General features: G+C 33.4%; 20 protein-coding genes. 7 read left to right on the top strand and 13 right to left on the bottom strand.

Going from position 1 to position 19,359, the window contains the following annotated elements; all coding sequences use genetic code 11:
- Window positions 1-8: 8 nt before the first annotated feature.
- The 12 genes from rplP to rpsL form a co-directional block, all read right to left on the bottom strand.
- Entirely contained in the window at window positions 9-428 is a 420-nt protein-coding gene (gene rplP, locus G4D72_RS07345; protein WP_166077006.1) for a 50S ribosomal protein L16, read from the bottom strand.
- A gap of 20 nt (window positions 429-448) precedes the next feature.
- Window positions 449-1,189 carry a 30S ribosomal protein S3 gene (gene rpsC, locus G4D72_RS07340; RefSeq protein ID WP_166077005.1) on the bottom strand — a complete coding sequence of 247 codons (741 nt, stop codon included), beginning with the start codon at window positions 1,187-1,189 and terminating at the stop codon, window positions 449-451.
- Between the two features lie 8 nt (window positions 1,190-1,197).
- Window positions 1,198-1,608, bottom strand: coding sequence for a 50S ribosomal protein L22 (gene rplV / locus G4D72_RS07335; protein ID WP_166077003.1), 411 nt, complete (start codon window positions 1,606-1,608; stop codon window positions 1,198-1,200).
- A 6-nt stretch (window positions 1,609-1,614) separates the two neighbouring features.
- Window positions 1,615-1,893, bottom strand: coding sequence for a 30S ribosomal protein S19 (gene rpsS / locus G4D72_RS07330; protein ID WP_091314356.1), 279 nt, complete (start codon window positions 1,891-1,893; stop codon window positions 1,615-1,617).
- 6 nt (window positions 1,894-1,899) lie between these two features.
- The gene (gene rplB / locus G4D72_RS07325) at window positions 1,900-2,724 is read right to left on the bottom strand and encodes a 50S ribosomal protein L2 (RefSeq protein WP_091314358.1); all 825 of its coding nucleotides are present in this window, start codon (window positions 2,722-2,724) and stop codon (window positions 1,900-1,902) included.
- 9 nt (window positions 2,725-2,733) lie between these two features.
- On the bottom strand, window positions 2,734-3,024 hold the full coding sequence (gene rplW, locus G4D72_RS07320; protein ID WP_166077002.1) for a 50S ribosomal protein L23: 291 nt from the start codon (window positions 3,022-3,024) through the stop codon (window positions 2,734-2,736).
- 8 nt (window positions 3,025-3,032) lie between these two features.
- Window positions 3,033-3,662, bottom strand: a complete 630-nt coding sequence (gene rplD, locus G4D72_RS07315; RefSeq protein WP_166077001.1) for a 50S ribosomal protein L4 — start codon at window positions 3,660-3,662, stop codon at window positions 3,033-3,035.
- On the bottom strand, window positions 3,662-4,279 hold the full coding sequence (gene rplC / locus G4D72_RS07310; protein ID WP_166077000.1) for a 50S ribosomal protein L3: 618 nt from the start codon (window positions 4,277-4,279) through the stop codon (window positions 3,662-3,664). Before rplC ends, rplD begins: the two co-directional genes overlap by 1 nt.
- A gap of 202 nt (window positions 4,280-4,481) precedes the next feature.
- Window positions 4,482-4,787 carry a 30S ribosomal protein S10 gene (rpsJ, locus tag G4D72_RS07305; RefSeq protein WP_091314374.1) on the bottom strand — a complete coding sequence of 102 codons (306 nt, stop codon included), beginning with the start codon at window positions 4,785-4,787 and terminating at the stop codon, window positions 4,482-4,484.
- 11 nt (window positions 4,788-4,798) lie between these two features.
- The gene (gene fusA, locus G4D72_RS07300; RefSeq protein ID WP_166076999.1) at window positions 4,799-6,955 is read right to left on the bottom strand and encodes an elongation factor G; all 2,157 of its coding nucleotides are present in this window, start codon (window positions 6,953-6,955) and stop codon (window positions 4,799-4,801) included.
- Between the two features lie 11 nt (window positions 6,956-6,966).
- On the bottom strand, window positions 6,967-7,443 hold the full coding sequence (gene rpsG / locus G4D72_RS07295) for a 30S ribosomal protein S7 (RefSeq protein ID WP_166076998.1): 477 nt from the start codon (window positions 7,441-7,443) through the stop codon (window positions 6,967-6,969).
- A 26-nt stretch (window positions 7,444-7,469) separates the two neighbouring features.
- Window positions 7,470-7,856: a 30S ribosomal protein S12 gene (gene rpsL / locus G4D72_RS07290; RefSeq protein ID WP_166076997.1), complete on the bottom strand. Its 387-nt coding sequence runs from the start codon at window positions 7,854-7,856 to the stop codon at window positions 7,470-7,472.
- A gap of 208 nt (window positions 7,857-8,064) precedes the next feature.
- On the opposite strand from rpsL, the gene G4D72_RS07285 reads away from it, so the two are divergent.
- The 6 genes from G4D72_RS07285 (at window position 8,065) to rlmB (ending at window position 17,068) form a co-directional block, all read left to right on the top strand.
- The gene (locus G4D72_RS07285; protein ID WP_166076996.1) at window positions 8,065-9,720 is read left to right on the top strand and encodes a BamA/TamA family outer membrane protein; all 1,656 of its coding nucleotides are present in this window, start codon (window positions 8,065-8,067) and stop codon (window positions 9,718-9,720) included.
- Window positions 9,721-9,833: 113 nt separating this feature from the next.
- Window positions 9,834-12,878 carry a SusC/RagA family TonB-linked outer membrane protein gene (locus tag G4D72_RS07280; protein WP_166076995.1) on the top strand — a complete coding sequence of 1,015 codons (3,045 nt, stop codon included), beginning with the start codon at window positions 9,834-9,836 and terminating at the stop codon, window positions 12,876-12,878.
- Window positions 12,879-12,883: 5 nt separating this feature from the next.
- Window positions 12,884-14,377, top strand: coding sequence for a SusD/RagB family nutrient-binding outer membrane lipoprotein (locus tag G4D72_RS07275; protein ID WP_166076994.1), 1,494 nt, complete (start codon window positions 12,884-12,886; stop codon window positions 14,375-14,377).
- A 14-nt stretch (window positions 14,378-14,391) separates the two neighbouring features.
- Complete coding sequence (locus G4D72_RS07270; protein ID WP_166076993.1) at window positions 14,392-15,270, top strand: hypothetical protein; 879 nt, start codon at window positions 14,392-14,394, stop codon at window positions 15,268-15,270.
- A 10-nt stretch (window positions 15,271-15,280) separates the two neighbouring features.
- Window positions 15,281-16,270 (top strand): hypothetical protein, encoded by a 990-nt coding sequence (locus G4D72_RS07265; protein WP_166076992.1) that lies wholly within the window; start codon window positions 15,281-15,283, stop codon window positions 16,268-16,270.
- 60 nt (window positions 16,271-16,330) lie between these two features.
- Window positions 16,331-17,068, top strand: a complete 738-nt coding sequence (gene rlmB / locus G4D72_RS07260; RefSeq protein ID WP_166076990.1) for a 23S rRNA (guanosine(2251)-2'-O)-methyltransferase RlmB — start codon at window positions 16,331-16,333, stop codon at window positions 17,066-17,068.
- A gap of 60 nt (window positions 17,069-17,128) precedes the next feature.
- Here rlmB and G4D72_RS07255 read toward each other — a convergent pair whose 3' ends face one another.
- Window positions 17,129-17,908, bottom strand: a complete 780-nt coding sequence (locus G4D72_RS07255) for a rhomboid family intramembrane serine protease (protein WP_166076989.1) — start codon at window positions 17,906-17,908, stop codon at window positions 17,129-17,131.
- A 109-nt stretch (window positions 17,909-18,017) separates the two neighbouring features.
- On the opposite strand from G4D72_RS07255, the gene G4D72_RS07250 reads away from it, so the two are divergent.
- Window positions 18,018-19,295 carry a replication-associated recombination protein A gene (locus tag G4D72_RS07250; RefSeq protein ID WP_166076988.1) on the top strand — a complete coding sequence of 426 codons (1,278 nt, stop codon included), beginning with the start codon at window positions 18,018-18,020 and terminating at the stop codon, window positions 19,293-19,295.
- The last annotated feature ends 64 nt before the right edge of the window (window positions 19,296-19,359 follow it).

Here is a 19,359-nt window from a genome sequence, read left to right as displayed (position 1 = left end):
AATTTTTATTATGCTTCGAAATCTCTAGCAACGATAAACTTAGTTTTTACAGGAAGTTTTTGTGCTGCAAGACGTAAAGCCTCTTTAGCTACTGAAATAGGCACTCCACCAACTTCAAACATAATTTTTCCTGGTTTTACAACAGCAGCCCAATATTCTACTGCTCCTTTTCCTTTACCCATACGTACCTCAAGTGGTTTCTTTGTAATAGGCTTGTCTGGAAAAATTTTAATCCATAATTGACCCTCTCTTTTCATGAAACGTGTTGCAGCAATACGAGATGCTTCAATTTGACGTGATGTGATAAAAGCCGAATCTAAAGATTTAATTCCAAACATACCGTTTGATAGGATGTGACCTCTCTGAGAGTTACCTTTCATTCTACCCTTTTGTACCTTACGATATTTTGTTCTTTTAGGTTGTAACATTTTGTCTTTTATTTAAAAAATTACTTTCTTTTGCGTGGAGCTGGTTTACCGCCTTTTCCTTTTGAATCAAAACCACCTCTTTCAGAAGATTTTGGACCTTTTTTGTCCATACCTACTAAAGGAGATAAATCTCTTTTACCATAAACTTCACCCTTCATTATCCATACTTTGATTCCCATTCTACCATAAGTAGTGTGAGCTTCAGATAATGCATAATCAATGTCTGCTCTGAAAGTTGATAATGGAATTCTTCCTTCTTTGAAGCCTTCTGAACGCGCCATCTCTGCACCATTTAAACGACCAGAAATAAGAACCTTAATTCCTTCTGCGTTCATTCTCATAGCAGCTGCGATAGCCATTTTGATTGCTCTTCTGTAAGAAATACGACTTTCGATTTGACGAGCAATAGAATTACCTACTAAGTAAGCATCTAATTCAGGTCTTTTGATTTCGAAAATGTTAATTTGAATTTCCTTATCTGTAATTTTCTTAAGTTCTTCTTTTAACTTGTCTACCTCTTGTCCACCTTTCCCGATAATGATACCAGGTCTAGCAGTAGTGATAGTAACGGTTACAAGCTTTAAAGTTCTCTCGATAATTATTTTTGATACACTAGCTTTCGTTAAACGCGCATGGATATACTTTCTGATTTTGTAATCTTCGGCGATTTTGTCACCGTAATCATTTCCACCATACCAGTTTGAGTCCCATCCTCTGATGATACCAAGTCTGTTTCCAATTGGATTTGTCTTTTGTCCCATACTGTTAATTAATTACTTTGTGTGTTATTGATAGCTCCTAAAACCACTGTTACGTGATTAGAACGTTTTCTAATTCTGTGTGCTCTACCTTGAGGTGCAGGACGTAATCTTTTTAACATCATACCACCGTCAACTCTAATCTCTTTAACAAATAAGCCAGCATCTTCCATACTAGATCCTTCATTTTTAGCTGACCAGTTTGCAATGGCAGATAAAACTAATTTCTCTAATTTTTTTGAAGCTTCTTTTGGACTGAATCTTAATATATTAAGAGCATTTTCTACCTTCTGACCTCTTACTTGATCCGCAACTAAGCGCATTTTTCTTGGTGATGAAGGGCAGTTATTTAATTTAGCAAACGCAATCTGCTTGTTAGCTTCTTTTCTAGCGTCAGCTGCTTCTCTTTTACGAACTCCCATGACTTCTTATTTTTTACCTTTATTTTTCGCACCTGCGTGACCTCTAAAAGATCTTGTAGGTGAGAATTCTCCTAATTTATGACCAACCATATTCTCAGTTACATAAACTGGAACAAATTGACGGCCATTGTGAACAGCGATAGTTTGTCCTACAAAATCTGGAATAATCATAGATGCTCTAGACCAAGTCTTCACAACATTTTTATTACCACCTTCTATATTCTCTTGTACTTTCTTTTCTAATTTAAAGTGTACAAATGGTCCTTTTTTTAATGAACGTGCCATATCTTATTATTTCTTTCTACGTTCTACAATATACTTGTTACTCGGGTTAACCTTAGAACGAGTTCTATAACCTTTAGCCGGTAAACCTTTTCTTGAACGTGGATGACCTCCTGAAGAGCGTCCTTCTCCACCTCCCATTGGGTGATCAACTGGGTTCATAGCTACTGGTCTTGTTCTAGGTCTTCTTCCTAACCATCTAGTTCTACCTGCTTTTCCAGATACAACTAATTGGTGGTCAGAGTTAGATACTGCTCCAATTGTTGCAGAGCAAGTTAACAAGATTAATCTTGTTTCACCTGAAGGCATTTTAATTGTAGCATATTTTCCATCTCTAGCCATTAACTGAGCAAATGTACCTGCCGAACGAGCGATAACCGCACCTTGACCAGGTCTTAATTCGATACAAGAAATAACTGTTCCTAATGGAATTTTACTTAAAGGTAAAGCATTACCAATTTCTGGAGAAGCATCTTCACCTGAAACTACAGTTTGCCCAACTTGTAAACCATTCTGTGCAATAACATAAGTTTTTGCTCCATCTGCATAGTATAATAATGAGATAAATGCTGAACGGTTTGGATCGTACTCGATTGTTTTTACATTAGCAGGAACTCCAGCTTTTGTTCTTTTAAAATCAATAATACGGTACTTTTGTTTATGACCACCACCTGTATAACGCATGGTCATTTTTCCTTGACTATTTCTACCTCCAGAGTTTTTTTTCGGTGCGATCAATGAACGCTCCGGCTTATCAGTCGTAATAGTGTCAAAGCTATTTACAACTCTAAAACGCTGACCTGGGGTAATAGGTTTTAATTTTCTAACTGACATTGTTGTATATTAGATATTAGTATAAAAATCTATCGATTCTCCTTCTTTAACTTGAACAACTGCTTTTTTGTAAGCATTTGTTTTTCCACTGATTAATCCGCTTTTAGTGTATTTTACACTTCTATCAGCTCTATAGTTCATTGTTCTTACAGCAACAACAGTAATTCCAAAAGCAGCTTCAACAGCTTTTTTGATTTGTACTTTATTGGCAGTTTTTTCAACTACAAAACCAAAACGGTTAAAAACTTCACCATCTTTAGTTAACTTTTCAGTTACAATTGGCTTAATAATAACACTCATGATCTGAATTATTTACTTAAATTAGCTTCTATAGTTTCAATTGAACCTTCTAAAAGAACTAAACTTTTTGCATTTAAAATAGCATAAGTACTTAATTCAGAACTAGTTACAACTGAAGTTGTTTTTAAATTACGTGACGACAAATATACATTTTTATTTGTATCACCTAATATAAATAGAGATTTTTTGTTTTCTAACCCTAAAGAATTCAATACGTTAATGAATTTTTTAGTGCTTGGTGTGTCAAATGTAAAATCTTCAACAACAACAATATTTGATTCTTGAGCCTTTAAAGAGAAAGCTGATTTACGAGCCAATCTTTTTAAGTTTTTATTCAATTTGAACGAATAACTTCTAGGTCTTGGACCAAAAACAGTACCACCACCTTTAAATAAAGGAGATTTTTTTGATCCTGCACGAGCAGTACCTGTACCTTTTTGTTTTTTAATTTTACGTGTACTACCTGCAACTTCTGCTCTTTCTTTAGCTTTATGCGTTCCTTGTCTTTGGTTAGCCAAGTATTGCTTTACATCTAAATAAACAGCATGTTTATTAGGCTCAATAGCGAAAACTGTATCGTCAAGATTTACTTTACGACCTGTTTCTTTTCCGTTGATATCTAAAACTTTTACTTCCATTACTTCTGAATGATTACATAAGAGTTTTTGCACCCTGGTACACACCCTTTAATTACTAAAAGATTTTTATCCGCAACAACTTTCAATACTTTTAAGTTTTGAACTGTTACATTATCTCCACCCATTCTTCCTGCCATTCTCATTCCTTTGAATACTCTTGAAGGATAAGATGATGCTCCAACAGATCCTGGCGCTCTTAAACGGTTATGTTGACCGTGAGTGGCTTGACCAACTCCACCGAAACCATGACGTTTTACAACACCTTGAAATCCTTTACCTTTTGAAGTTCCAACAACATCCACAAATTCACCTTCAGTGAATAAGTTTACGTCAATTGAATCTCCTAACTTAAACTCCTCCTCAAAACCGTGGAATTCAACAACTTTCTTCTTAGCAACAGTACCAGCTTTCTTGAAGTGACCTTCTTCAGCTTTTACCGTATGCTTTTCAGTTTTGTCATCGAAACCTAATTGAAGGGCTTCATACCCGTCAACTGCAATGGTTCTGACTTGGGTAACAACGCATGGTCCAGCTTCAATAACAGTACATGGAATGTTTTTTCCATTCTCGTCAAAGATGCTAGTCATACCGATTTTTCTTCCGATTAACCCAGACATAAATACATATTAATTAATTAAACATTGATTTTCAGCACACTTGCTGAATTTTTTCAAGGGTGCAAATATATAAATATTTTATTGTTCTCAAAAATAAATGTTAACTTATTTTCAAAAACAACAAAAAACACATATTTTTCCTTGAGGATATAAAAAAACCGAGTAGTATTTCAACTCGGTTTTTATTTATGATGAAATAAAGTTACACTTTAATTTCTACTTCAACACCACTTGGTAATTCTAACTTCATTAACGCATCAATCGTTTTTGAAGAAGAACTATAAATATCTAGAAGTCTTTTGTATGACATTAATTCAAACTGCTCTCTAGATTTTTTGTTTACGTGTGGAGAACGTAATACTGTAAAAATTCTTTTGTGAGTAGGTAATGGAATTGGACCAGTTACAACAGCACCTGTACTTTTTACAGTTTTTACAATCTTTTCAGCAGATTTATCTACTAACATATGATCGTAAGATTTCAATTTTATTCTGATTTTTTGACTCATTTTCTTAAGAATTAAGCGTTACCTTTTGCTTTTTTAATTACCGCTTCTGATATGTTAGAAGGTGTTTCAGCATAGTGCGAGAACTCCATAGTTGAAGTTGCTCTTCCTGAAGACAATGTTCTTAATGTAGTTACATAACCGAACATTTCTGATAATGGCACATCTGCTTTGATAGTTTTAGCACCATTTCTATCACCCATGTCATTTACCTGACCTCTACGACGGTTAATATCCCCAACGATATCTCCCATGTTTTCTTCTGGCGTAATAACTTCCATTTTCATGATAGGCTCTAAAACGATAGCACCAGCAGCTTTCGCTACTTCTCTATAACCCATTCTTGCAGCTAATTCAAAAGAAAGAGCATCAGAATCCACAGGGTGGAAAGATCCATCCAATAAAGTCACTTTTAAACTATCAACTTGATAACCAGCTAAAGGACCTGTTTTCATAGCTTCACGGAAACCTTTTTCAACAGATGGAATATATTCTTTAGGAACGTTACCACCTTTTACTTCATTAATAAATTGTAATCCTACAGGAACTTTACCATCCACTTCATCAGCAGGCTCTAATCTAAATACGATATCACCAAATTTACCACGACCTCCAGATTGTTTTTTGTAAGTTTCTCTGTGTGTAGCAGATTTTGTAAAAGCTTCTTTGTACTCAACTTGAGGCTCACCTTGGTTCACTTCAACTTTGAATTCACGTTTCATTCTATCTACAAGAATATCTAAGTGTAACTCACCCATTCCTGAAATAATAGTTTGTCCTGAAGCCTCATCAGTTCTTACTGTAAATGTAGGATCTTCTTCAGCTAACTTAGCTAAAGCCATACCCATTTTATCAACGTCTGCTTTTGTTTTTGGCTCAATAGCGATACCAATAACTGGCGCAGGGAATTTCATTGACTCAAGAATAATTGGGTGTTTTTCATCACACAATGTATCTCCAGTTTTGATATCTTTAAAACCAACTGCCGCTCCAATATCTCCAGCCTCAATATATTCGATTGGATTTTGTTTGTTTGCGTGCATTTGATAAATACGAGAAATTCTTTCTTTACTACCAGAACGTGTATTTAAAACATACGAACCTGCGTCTAAACGACCAGAATAAGCACGGAAGAAAGCTAAACGACCTACGAATGGATCAGTAGCAATTTTGAATGCTAAAGCAGCGAATGGCTCTTTAACATCTGGCTTACGTAATATTTTAGTTTGATCTTCTTCTAATAATTCAGCATCATCAGGATGAATACCCTGGATACCTTCTTTATCCAATGGAGATGGCAAATATTTACATACTGCATCTAACATGAATTGAACTCCTTTGTTTTTGAAAGACGAACCTGCAATCATAGGAATAATAGCCATATCCATAGTAGCAGCTCTCAACGCATTGTTGATTTCTTCTTCTGTAATAGAATCTGGATCTTCCATATACTTATCAAGTAAGTTATCATCATAATCAGCTACAGCCTCAATAAGGATATCTCTGTATTCCTTAACTTCAGCAACCATATCAGCTGGAATTTCAACGATATCAAAAGTAGCACCTTGAGTAGCATCATGCCATACAATAGCTTGATTTTTTACTAAATCAACAACACCTTTAAAATCATTTTCTTCTCCAATTGGTAAAGTAATAGCAACTGCATTAGATTTCAACATTTCTCTAACTTGCTGACAAACTGCCAAGAAATTAGAACCTTGACGGTCCATTTTGTTTACAAATCCCATTCTTGGAACTCTATATTGATCCGCTAATCTCCAGTTAGTTTCTGATTGTGGCTCTACACCATCAACTGCACTAAACAAGAAAACTAAACCATCCAATACACGTAAAGATCTATTTACTTCTACAGTAAAGTCAACGTGCCCTGGAGTATCAATAATATTAAAGTGGTAAGCTTGCGAATTTGGCAATAACTTACCTTGCTCAGTTGGGAAATTCCATTCACAAGTTGTAGCAGCTGAAGTAATTGTAATACCTCTTTCTTGCTCTTGTGCCATCCAGTCCATTGTTGCAGCACCATCGTGTACTTCACCAATTTTGTGTGATTTTCCTGTATAGAACAATATACGTTCTGTAGTTGTAGTTTTACCAGCATCAATATGAGCGGCAATACCAATATTTCTCGTGAATTTTAAATCTCTAGCCATTTCTGTACGAATTAAAATCTAAAGTGAGAGAATGCTTTGTTAGCATCTGCCATTTTGTGAGTATCCATTCTTTTCTTAACTGCAGCACCTTCTTCTTTGGCCGCTGCTAAAATCTCAGCCGCTAACTTACCAGCCATCGATTTTTCATTTCTTTTTCTAGTGTAAAGAATTAACCATTTAATTGCCATAGATACTTTTCTATCTGGGCGAATTTGCATTGGAATTTGGAATGTAGCTCCACCCACTCTACGCGAACGAACCTCTACGTGAGGCATAACATTTGTTAATGCATCTTTCCAAATTTCTAACGCTGATTTCTCTGCATCTTGTTTTTTTGTCTCAACTATATCTAAAGCATCATAAAATACTTTAAAAGCAACTGATTTTTTACCATCCCACATTAAGTTGTTTACGAAACGTGTTACCAACTGATCGTTGAATTTTGGATCTGGTAAAAGAGGTCTTTTTTTGGCCTGTCTTTTTCTCATGTCTTTTCTTTAAAAGTGTTTAATAATTACTTTTTAGCTGCATCTTTAGGGCGCTTAGTACCGTATTTAGATCTACGCTGTGTTCTGTCTTTAACACCTGCTGTGTCTAAAGCACCACGCACAATGTGGTATCTAACTCCTGGTAAATCTTTTACCCTTCCACCTCTAACTAATACTATCGAGTGCTCTTGTAAATTATGTCCCTCTCCAGGAATGTATGCATTTACTTCGTTTCCGTTTGTTAAACGAACCCTAGCAACCTTTCTCATCGCTGAGTTTGGTTTTTTTGGAGTCGTAGTGTAAACACGAGTACACACACCTCTTCTTTGAGGACATGAATCTAAAGCCGCCGATTTACTCTTCTTAGTTATTTTGGTTCTTCCTGTTCTAACTAACTGCTGAATTGTTGGCATAATTAAATTTTAATTAAACTTGTTTATTGTTACCTTATTTTAAGGGATGCAAAGGTAGAAAATATTTTTTATTATCCAAACCCTATTATATTTATTTTTTATTTTATAACTTTTTGATAACCAAAATATTGAAAATTTGTTTCACAAAAGATTACTTTCACTTCAAACAACAAAATAAAATCTTAAAAAATTACGTTATATTTACCCTATGAAATACCTTATATTCTTATTTTTATTTTCAACTTGTATATATGGTCAGCAGTTTTATTTAAAAATTGAAGGAAGCACTTCAACTGAAAATAAAATTATTGATAGTATTGGCTATATCAAAACGCATAAAGAAATTAAGAATTTATTAGAATTTCAAAATAATTTCAATAAAAGCTTACTAAAGATTGGCTATTTAGAAAACGAATTGAAAGAAACTAAAAAAAACAACGATAGTAGTTTTACCTTTATATATAAACTTGGAAATTTAACTCGAAATATTGAGATTAAAACCGACAGTATTCCTAACGAAATCAAAGAATTATTAAATCTAAAAACATCAGAAATTATTCTACTTTCAAACATAGAAAACTATGTAAATGAAAAACTGAACATTCTAGAAAAGAAAGGCTTTGCTCAAGCAAAAATAAAATTAGAGCATTTCAACACATTTAACAAACAACTTCAAGCCGAAATTATCATAGAATTAAATAAAGTTAGAAAAATTAACAACTTAGTTTTTCAAGGCTACAATCAATTTCCTAGCGGGATTAAAAAAGTTTTTTTAAGAAAATACCAATCAAAGCCTTTCAATAAAAGTACAATTAAAAAAATTCATTCAGATTTTAACGCTTTACCTTTTGTAAATCAAACCAAATATCCAGAAGTGTTACTTACAATTGATTCAACGAAAGTATATCTATATTTAGAAAAAAGAAAGAACAATAGCTTTGATGGTTATTTAGGCTTTGGAAACAATGAAGAAACACAAAAGTTACAATTTAACGGCTATTTAGATTTGAATTTATATAATAATTTGAATTCTGGCGAACGCTTCAATTTGTACTGGAAGAATGACGGAAACAAACAAAGTACTTTTAACGTTAACTTAGATTTGGCCTATATTTTCAAGAGCCCATTAGCCTTAAAAACGAATTTAAAAATTTTTAAACAAGATACCATTTTTCAAAACAGCAGTTTTGATTTCGATTTGGGTTACATGATAAACTACAACACCAAAGCATTTATTGGTTATAAAGACAATATTTCAGAAGCCATACAAAAAATCGCAAGTTCTGATTTAAAAGATTTGAAATCAACTTTCATAACTACTACTTTTGAACATAAAAAAATAGAATTTGACGACTCGATGTTTCCAGATAAATTCTCCATTTTTACAAAATTCGGAATTGGAAACAGAACAACAAGCACTTTAAAAACGAATCAATTTTTCGCACAATTCCAAATCCAACACTTACTCGAACTCAACAAAAAAAACTACATTCATCTGAAAAACGATACTTATTTCCTTCAAAGTAACGACTATTTTACCAATGAATTGTATCGTTTTGGTGGGATTCAATCGATTAGAGGTTTTAACGAAAATAGTTTACAAGGAAATATTTTCAGTGGAATTTTTGCAGAATATCGCTACATAGCATCTTCAAACCTATATTTTTATAGCGTTACAGATTTTGGTTATTATCAAGATAAAGCGAATAATAACAAAGGTCAACTTTATAGTTTAGGCATAGGAATTGGACTTTTCACAAATGGAGGCTTATTTAATTTAGTCTATGCAAACGGAAACTCTGGCAACCAAGACATAAAACTTGGCAACTCCATTCTTCAAATTAGTTTTAAAACCAATTTTTAATTATCTTTATAAAAATCAGAGAAATAGAAAATTTTTATTAAAAAAATAAACACTTTACTTGCAAGTCAATAATATTATGTCTTTTTTTGTGAAAATTATTTATAAAAAAACAAATGAAAAAAAAACTAAACCAACTAACTTTACTCCTTTTCTTGCTGATTAGTCAGTTTGTACTAGCTCAAGAAAAAAACATTTCCGGAAAAGTCACAGATCCAGCTGGACAACCACTTATCGGTGCAAGTATTGTCGTAAAAGAAAACGGTTCTGGCACACAAACAGACATTGACGGAAAATTCACCATTAAAGCAGATCCTACTCAAACACTAGTAATTAGCTATTTGGGCTCAAAAACTAAAGAGATTTCTGCAGGTTCTTCTAATTTAAATATTAAACTTGAAGACGATTCACAAACCATCGAAGGCGTGGTTATTACAGCACTTGGAATTAAAAGAAAACCCGATGAGATTACAAGTTCAACGCAATTGATTAAATCCTCTGAGTTAAACCAAGCTAAAGCATCTAATGCTGCCGTTGGATTGATTGGTAAAGTATCTGGACTTCAAATTAACACAGTTAATAACGGAGTAAATCCAGACACTAGAATCCAATTAAGAGGATTTAGGTCTATTACTGGAAATAACGAAGCGCTTATTGTAATTAACGGTGTGGTTTCTACAGCGGGCGCTTTCACAGAGTTAAACCCAGAAATCATTGAAAGTGTAAACGTAATGAAAGGCTCAAGTGGAGCTGCTTTGTACGGCTCGAGAGGTTCAAACGGGGTAATTATTGTAACTACTAAAAAGGGATCTAAAAACAATGAAAAATTTAAAGTAACCTTAAATTCTACATATACATTCGATGAGTTAGCATTTATACCTAAAGTACAAACAAGATTCGGACAAGGGTATCAAGGGGCGCAAGATTTTACTGAAAACACGAACTGGGGACCAGAATTAGACGGAAGTTTACAGCCAACGGGTTTAGGACAAAATTTATACACTTATGAAGCTAGAAAAAATAACATCAAAGATTTTTTTAATGTAGGGTCAACAGCATTGAATTCTATTGCTATATCTGCTGGTGATGAAAACGGTTATATGAATTTTTCCGTGGGAAATCAAATTACTGAAGGAATTGTACCTGGTGATATTTTCAAAAAAAATAACTTTAATTTAAGTGCAGGAAAAACCGCTGGAAAATTATCTGTGAATGGAAATATGAGATATACTTCTTCAAATACAGATGTAGCTGGAGGTGTTGAAAGTTCTGTTTACAATTCACTTTTACAAGTACCCGTAAATGTTCCTGTTAGCGAATTCAGTCAAGGTGATAACGCAGCGCATTGGACATACTGGGAATTAAGTCCATATTGGAGACTAAAAAACGAAAGACGAAACACAAAAACTCAAACATTTGAAGGTGTTGGAGAATTAAATTATAAATTTAACAAAAACATTAGCGCTATTTACAGAGGTAGTTTTAGAAGTACTTCATCAAATGGAAATAGATTTTTTAATGGATATACTCATCCTGTTGTATACTGGGATTCTCCATTGAATTATCCATCTATTTATTTTGTGAGTAATGATAATAGCAGAAGATTATATTCTGACTTAATGGTTAATTTTGATTACAATTTAACTGACGACATCACATTAAAAGCGAACATTGGAAACAATATCACAAACCTAGAAACAAATTTTATTTCTGCACAAGGACAAAATTTAGTAGTTCCAGGTTTATACAATATCTCTAACATTACAGGTAATGCTGATATAGATGATATTAAAACAAAAGAAAGAGGATATGCTTATTTTGCCAATTTAGACTTAGGTTACAAAGAGTATTTATTTTTAAATGTAACTGGAAGAAAAGAATGGACATCGGTTTTATCTGCTAAAAATAGATCTTTTCCTTATGGAAGTGTTGGTATGTCATTTATTCCTACAAAAGCTTTTGAAAATTTAGGTAGTTCATTTTTAGATTACATGAAAATTTCTGCAAGTATCGTAAGTGTTGGTAATGCCGTTGTTTCACCTTATGATATTAACGACCGTTTCCAACCTGCAACAGGAGCAGGATTCCCTTATGCAGATATCAATTCATTTGCTCAAAGCTTAGCTATAACTGATGGCAATCTTGTAAATGAAAAGAATTTATCTAAAGAAGTTAACTTAAATGTAGAATTTTTAAAACGAAGAATTACATTTGATGCCAGTTACTACTCTTCAGATAACACCGATCAGATTATAGAAATTTCACCATCTACTTCATCTGGAGCAAATACAGCTACAATTAATGTGGGTGAAACAAGGTCAACTGGATTAGAATTAGATTTAGGAATCACTCCAATTAAAACTAAAAACTTCAGTTGGGATTTTAAATTTAACTACAGTGCACCAAAAACAACTGTTACAAAAATTTCAGAAAACTCTAAAGAAGTTCCTGTAGGTCAGTTCGTTGGAACAGTAGGTATAAAAGCTATTGAAGGCCAACAGTTCCCAACAATTGTTGGAGTTGGTTACCAAAGAGATGAAAACGGAAATGTTGTTATTGATGCTGCTACAGGTGATCCTTTAAAACAAGCAAACAAAAACTTAGGAAAAACAACTCCAGATTATATTTTAGGTTTATCTACCAATGTAAAATATAAAAATTTAAAACTTTCAGCAGTTTTTGATTACAGAACAGGACACGTTTTTTACTCAGGAACAAAAGATGATTTAATTCAGAATGGATCTGATATTGTTACAGCAGAAAACGGAAGAGATCCTTTTATTTTTCCAAATTCTGTAATAGAAACTTCGCCTGGTGTATTTTCACCTAACACTAGTGTAACAACCTCAGGAGATCAGAATTATTTCACAGGAATTTATAGAGAAATTGATGAGAATTTTGTGTTAGATGCTACAGCTTTTAAATGCAGAGAAATTGCATTGTCTTATGATTTTAACAAAAAAGCTTTAAGTAAAACTTTTATCGACGCACTATCTATTGGCTTCAATGTTAGAAACGCGTTTATGGTATTACCAAAACAAAACAGAAACTACAGTGACCCTGAATTTTCATTTACAACAGGTAACAATGTAGGTTTAAGTACATCAGCTCAAGGACCATCAACTAGAACATATGGTTTTAACGTAAACATTTCATTCTAATAACTATGAAAAAAATAAAAAACTCAATATACAGAAATGCAATAATGGCTTTTGCTACTGTTGTTACTCTTGCTTCATGTGACAGCTATTTAGATGTAAATGAAGACCCAAACAATCCTTCGTCAGAAAACATAAAACCTGAAAATGTTTTAGCAGCAAGTCAAGTATACACATATTCTACGTTTTCAACGAATATGAACCAACTTGGTAATTTAATGATGAACAATTGGACTAGAGATGTTGGTGCTTCGAACTCAAGTTATTATTTCAACGAACACACCTATAATGTAACGTCAGATTTTTATTCAGGTATTTTTGAAAACCTAATGTTAAGAACATCTAACTTTACTTTCATCATTAATTCTGAAGAACCAAATTACGAATATTACAAAGCAATCTCTAAAATATTGAAAGCAAAATATTTTCAGTATTTAGTAGATTTATATGGCGACATTCCTTATACTGAAGCACATAAAAGAGGACAAAACTTAACACCTGCTTATGATGATGACATGGCAATTTATCGCAATTTAGTAGTGCAATTAGAACAAGCGGTTTCACTTATAGACAACGCACCTTCTTCAGCCATAAACCCAGGAGCTAACGACGTAATCTTACAAGGTAACATGGCGATGTGGAAAAAATTAGCCAACACGTTAAAATTAAAGATCCTAATTCGTGAATCACAAAAAGCTTCATCTGCTGCTTATGTACAATCCGAAATGCAGGAATTAGTTGCTGCGAATGCTCAATTTTTAGGTCCAAATGATAATATCAGAATTAACCCAGGATTTAACAACAATAAACCAAATGCATTTGCTTCATTATTTTTAGATTCAACAGGTGCATTTTTAAACAATTGGTCTTCTACAGCTGCAACTAAATACACCATCACTTACCTTACCAACACTAATGATGGAAGAAGAAACAGAATCTATTCTGCTGCTTCTAATGGAACTTACGCAGGTCATCAGCAAGGAGATGTTTTAAATGCATCCACAAATTATCCAGTTTCTCATGTAGGAACGGGCTTATTAACAAGTAATGCACAAGATGGAATCATTTTTACAGCGGCCGAAAGTTTGTTCTTACAAGCAGAAGCAGTTCAAAGAAATTTATTACCTGGAGTTGCAAAAAACTTGTACGAAAGTGGAATAACAGAATCCTATAAATTTTTTGGATTATCTGCTGCAGATGCAACTGCTTATTACAACCAAGCCATTTCATTAGTAAATTGGAATGCATCAACAGGAAATGAAATTGAAGCTATTATCAATCAAAAATGGATAGCTTTAAACGGAATAAACGGTATTGAAACCTGGATAGAAAATACAAGAACAGGTTTCCCAGCTCATGTCCCGTTATCAACAGTAGCTCCTGGAACATCTAGACCTGTTCGTCTTTTATATCCAAGTTCAGAAATTTCTGGTAACACCGCAAATGTTCCAGCGCAAAATGAATCTCAAGCTTTTACAAGTAGAGTATTTTGGAATCTATAATTAATATGAAAAATATGAATAATTTTAAAAAAATAACACTAGCGCTTTTTTCAATAGTACTTTTGTTTTCATGTGTAAAAGATGATGTGGAAGATTTTAAATCCGGAGCACACATTGTAGGGTTTAAAAAAAGTGAATCATCTTACATTTATACAAGTGCAGATGTAAACCCTGTACAGGTTACTGAACCAATAGATTTAATTGGCGGAAGCAATGGAACTCCTTCTAATAGCAATATTACTGTTCAATTTTCAGTAGATGCTTCAAGTACTGCTTTACAAGGTACAGATTACACAATTGACATTACAGGCAATCAAATTACTATACCTGCAGGATCAGATTTTGTATTATTACCTATAACTATTAACCCAACAGTTTTACCTGGAAATACTCCAAAAACTATAGTAATTAATTTAACACAAGTTTCTAGTAATAATGCGGTAATTTCTGATGCTAACAAACAAATTACAATCACAATTGCAAAATGTGAATCTGCTTTAGCGGGAGATTACACTCTAGAGGTTACAAGAATCGACAATGGTGCTGTGTATAGTTTTACAACAGAAACTATAACTTCAACTGGAACTGTAGGTGAATATGTGACTTCTTCAACTTCAGAATTTGGAGATTTAGCATTAGGCGGTCTAGATGACTTAACTACATCTGGTGCTCCAAGAAATGGATTTATTTTTAATGACGTTTGCCAAACAATTATAATACCTCAACAATTCTTAGGAGATTATTATCCAAATTTAGTAAAAGGAAGCCAAGACGACCAAAACGAAGTTACTCTAGACCCTTTAACCGGAAACGTTGTTGAGATTACAATGACTTACACAGTTGTTCGTGCAGCTGGTCTAAGAAAATACAGAGCCGTTTACACAAAACTTTAATTAAAAAAACATGAAAATAACAGTAAATAAAATTATATACTTAGTAGCACTAACGCTATCGAGTTTAATATACGTTTCTTGTAATGATGATGAAGATGATTTAGGTAAAAAAAACAAACCCACTTTATCAGCAGTTAGCAAATCATACTCAGTTATTGAAGGACAACCAATAGATCTTCAATTTACACTAGACAAAGCGATTAACGACCCAATTGAATACAAATTAATAATTGCTCCAAATGGAACTGCTGATGATCAATTGGACTACTACATACAAAACGGCTGTTTAAGTAACGATCCAAGTTGTGTTGCGATTGAAGAAAATGGTGGTCCAGTAGGTTATGTATTCGAAGTTCCACCTTACACGACAAACTTCACTTTTACCATTGAAACTATTGCTGATTTTATTCCGGAAGGCACAGAAAACTTTAAAGTCTATGTAGTATCAAGAAGAAATTTGAAAGGATTAGTAGCTGAAGGAACAGAAATGAATATAACAATAAACAATTTAACTTCTACCAACCTATCTACTACCCTAGATTGGACGGGAACTTATTTAGGTATTGATGGACAACCACACGATTTTTGTGATATTGATTTAGATTTAGAACTGTATGATGCAGGTGGAAACGTAGTAGAATCGAGTTACACAAGCTGTCCTGAAAACATTGAAACTTCTGCTTTAGCTAATGGAAATTATGATATTTTTGCCAGCTTTTGGACATTGGGAGCTGCTACTCCTGCACCAAATCAAGATATCCCTTTTACTGTTACAGTAGCAAAACAAGGTGTTTTTTCTAGAGAAATTGCTTTTAGTGGCGTCTTGAATACAGATATGGTTTCTGCTGAAAACGGTAATCCAAATGCATATGTATATGTGGGAACAATAAATAGAAATGGAACTACTTACACGTTAACTGATTCAAATGGCGTACAGCTAGAACAAGGTAAAACCTCAAGTTCTTCAAAAAAAATTAAAAAAATCAAGAAAAAGAAATAACATAAAACAAATTAAAGAGCACTTCTTCAAAAGGTGCTCTTTTTTTTTTACCTTTGACACATGAAAAACGACAATCAAATTTTTGGAATTAGAGCCATAATTGAAGCCATTCATTCTGGCGCAGTTATAGACAAAGTATTTATTCAGAAAGAAGCGCAAGGCGACTTAATGAAAGATTTAATGAAAGCTATAAAAGCAAACAATGTTAATTTTAGCTATGTTCCAGTCGAAAAACTGAACCGTTTTACATCTTTAAATCATCAAGGTGCAGTAGCAACTATTTCACCAATTGCTTTTCACGATTTAGATGCTTTAATTGAACAAACTTTAGAAAGTGGCAAAACACCTTTGTTTTTAGTTTTAGATCAATTGTCTGATGCTCGAAATTTTGGCGCTATCATTAGAACAGCAGAATGTGTTGGCGTGAATGGAATTATTGTTCAAAAACAAGGTTCGGCTCCCGTAAATGGCGATACCGTTAAAACAAGTGCCGGTGCGGTATTCAATATCCCAATTTGTAAAGTAGATCATATTAAAGACGCTGTATTTCATTTACAAAGTTGCGATATCAAAACTGTTGCAGCAACAGAAAAAACAGAACAAACCATTTACGATATTGATTTTAAAGTTCCTGTAGCGATTATCATGGGTAACGAAGAACGCGGCGTAAATCCATCCGTTTTAAAAGTAGTGGATGAAAAAGCAAAATTACCTATGTATGGAACTATCGAATCTTTAAATGTTTCGGTAGCTTGTGGTGCTTTTTTATATGAAGTAGTGAGACAAAGATTACTTTAATTTTAGAAAAAAACACTTATATGACTTATATGATTGAAACTCTCAATTATATAAGTCTTTTTATTTGAACTTTAAAAACTCGTAAATCACTCTAACCGAAGATTTAAAATACGAATCTACTTCTGTTTCTTCAATGATTTCAGGTTCAGGTTTTGGCGGATTGATGAAATTTCCATTCTCATCAAATTGTTTAAAAAAAGGTTTGTCGGAAGGATCAAAATCAGGATGCTCCCAATCGTAAAAAATTGGTTTTTCAAATTGTGGTGTTTTTATGAAAATACCCATTGTCATCCCTGTTACAAAACCTGCAAAATGGCCTTCCCAAGAAACACCGCCATTTAAAGTTTCTGGATTTGGAAACATGTACCAAATGATTCCTCCATACAACAACACAATCGTTAATGACAACGCAACCAAACGATAATACTTCGTTAAAAAACCTTTAAAAAGAAGGAAACTCACCAAACAATATACCAATCCACTAGCCCCAATATGGTACGAATTCCTACCTATTAGCCACGTCCCTATTCCACCGAATAAAATTCCAAAACACAAAACCTGCCAGAACTGTTGACGGTAAAAATACTTTAAAGCCATGACCAAAAAGAAAATCGGAATGGAATTATTAAGTAAATGTTTAAAATCTCCATGAATAAAAATATGCCAAACCACACCTCGTAATCCTTTAAAGGTTTTAGGCAATATTCCGAACTGATACATTTCAGGATAATAATGCAAATTCACATAAAAGCTAATCCACATTAGCATTACAAAAAGTATCGGCAAAACAAATACGGATGCAGAAAAATAAAAATTTTTATCTATAGACGATTTTATCATATTGCAAAAAAGTCAAAAATGAAGCCAAAGTAAAAGATATGAAATTTTGGCATATCATATTAAATTAAAAAAGATTGTGATAACAGAATTCATTGTTTAAATTTGCTTTATGACAATACCATTAGCAGAAAGAATTCGCCCGAAAAACTTATCGGAATACATCAGTCAATCGCATTTGGTTGGCGATAACGGCTCATTGACTCAACAAATAGCCAAAGGAATAATTCCAAGTTTAATTTTATGGGGACCACCAGGTACAGGTAAAACAACCTTAGCTCAAATTATGGCACAAGAAAGCAAAAGGCCGTTTTATGAGTTAAGTGCGATTAATTCCGGTGTGAAAGACATTAGAGAAGTCATAGAAAAAGCCAAACAAAGTGGCGGATTATTTACTGCAAAAAACCCAATTTTATTTATAGATGAAATTCATCGTTTTAGTAAATCGCAACAAGATTCGTTGTTAGCGGCTGTAGAAAAAGGTTGGGTAACACTAATTGGCGCTACAACAGAAAATCCGAGTTTTGAAGTGATTCCAGCACTTTTGTCAAGATGTCAGGTTTATGTGTTGAACGCTTTTTCTAAAGAAGATTTAGAAAACATTTTACATCGAGCAATTGTAACAGATGAATATCTGAAAAGTAAAAAAATCAATTTAAAAGAAACAGAAGCTCTCCTTCGACTTTCTGGTGGCGACGGAAGAAAACTACTAAATGTTTTCGAATTAGTCATCAATGCTACTGAAAGTAATGCGATAGAAATTACCAATGAAAAAGTCATGCAGTTGGTACAGAAAAATACGGTTTTATATGACAAAACGGGTGAACAACATTACGATATTGTTTCCGCTTTTATAAAATCTATTCGTGGAAGTGACCCTAATGGTGCCGTTTATTGGTTAGCTAGAATGATTGAAGGTGGCGAAGATGTAAAATTTATCGCAAGAAGAATGCTAATTTTATCAAGTGAAGATATTGGAAATGCCAATCCAACTGCTTTTATCATGGCAAACAATGTGTTTCAAGCGGTGAGTACAATTGGATATCCGGAAAGTAGAATTATTTTGAGTCAATGTGCCATTTACTTAGCAACTTCAGCAAAAAGTAATGCAAGTTATATGGCAATTGGGAAAGCACAACAAGTGGTAAAACAAACTGGCGATTTGTCTATTCCGATGCATTTAAGAAATGCTCCAACTAAATTAATGAAAGAGTTAGGTTACGGAGAAGAATACAAATATGCTCACGATTTTGCTAACAATTTTGCAGAACAAGAGTTTTTACCAACAGAAATTTCTGAAACTACTTTTTTTGAACCCGGTGAAAATGCTAGAGAAAAAGAAATTCGACAGTTTTTAAAAAACCGATGGAAAAACAAATACGGATATTAGTTAAAGTTAGAAGTTACAAGTTAGAAGTTACAAGTTAGAACAAAATTACTTTTTCATACTTCTA

Origin of the sequence: Flavobacterium difficile, from assembly GCF_011392115.1 — a bacterium.
Classification (GTDB): Bacteria; Bacteroidota; Bacteroidia; order Flavobacteriales; family Flavobacteriaceae; genus Flavobacterium; species Flavobacterium difficile.
Note: the sequence above shows the minus strand (reverse complement) of the source record. Positions and strands in the feature narration are given on the sequence as shown.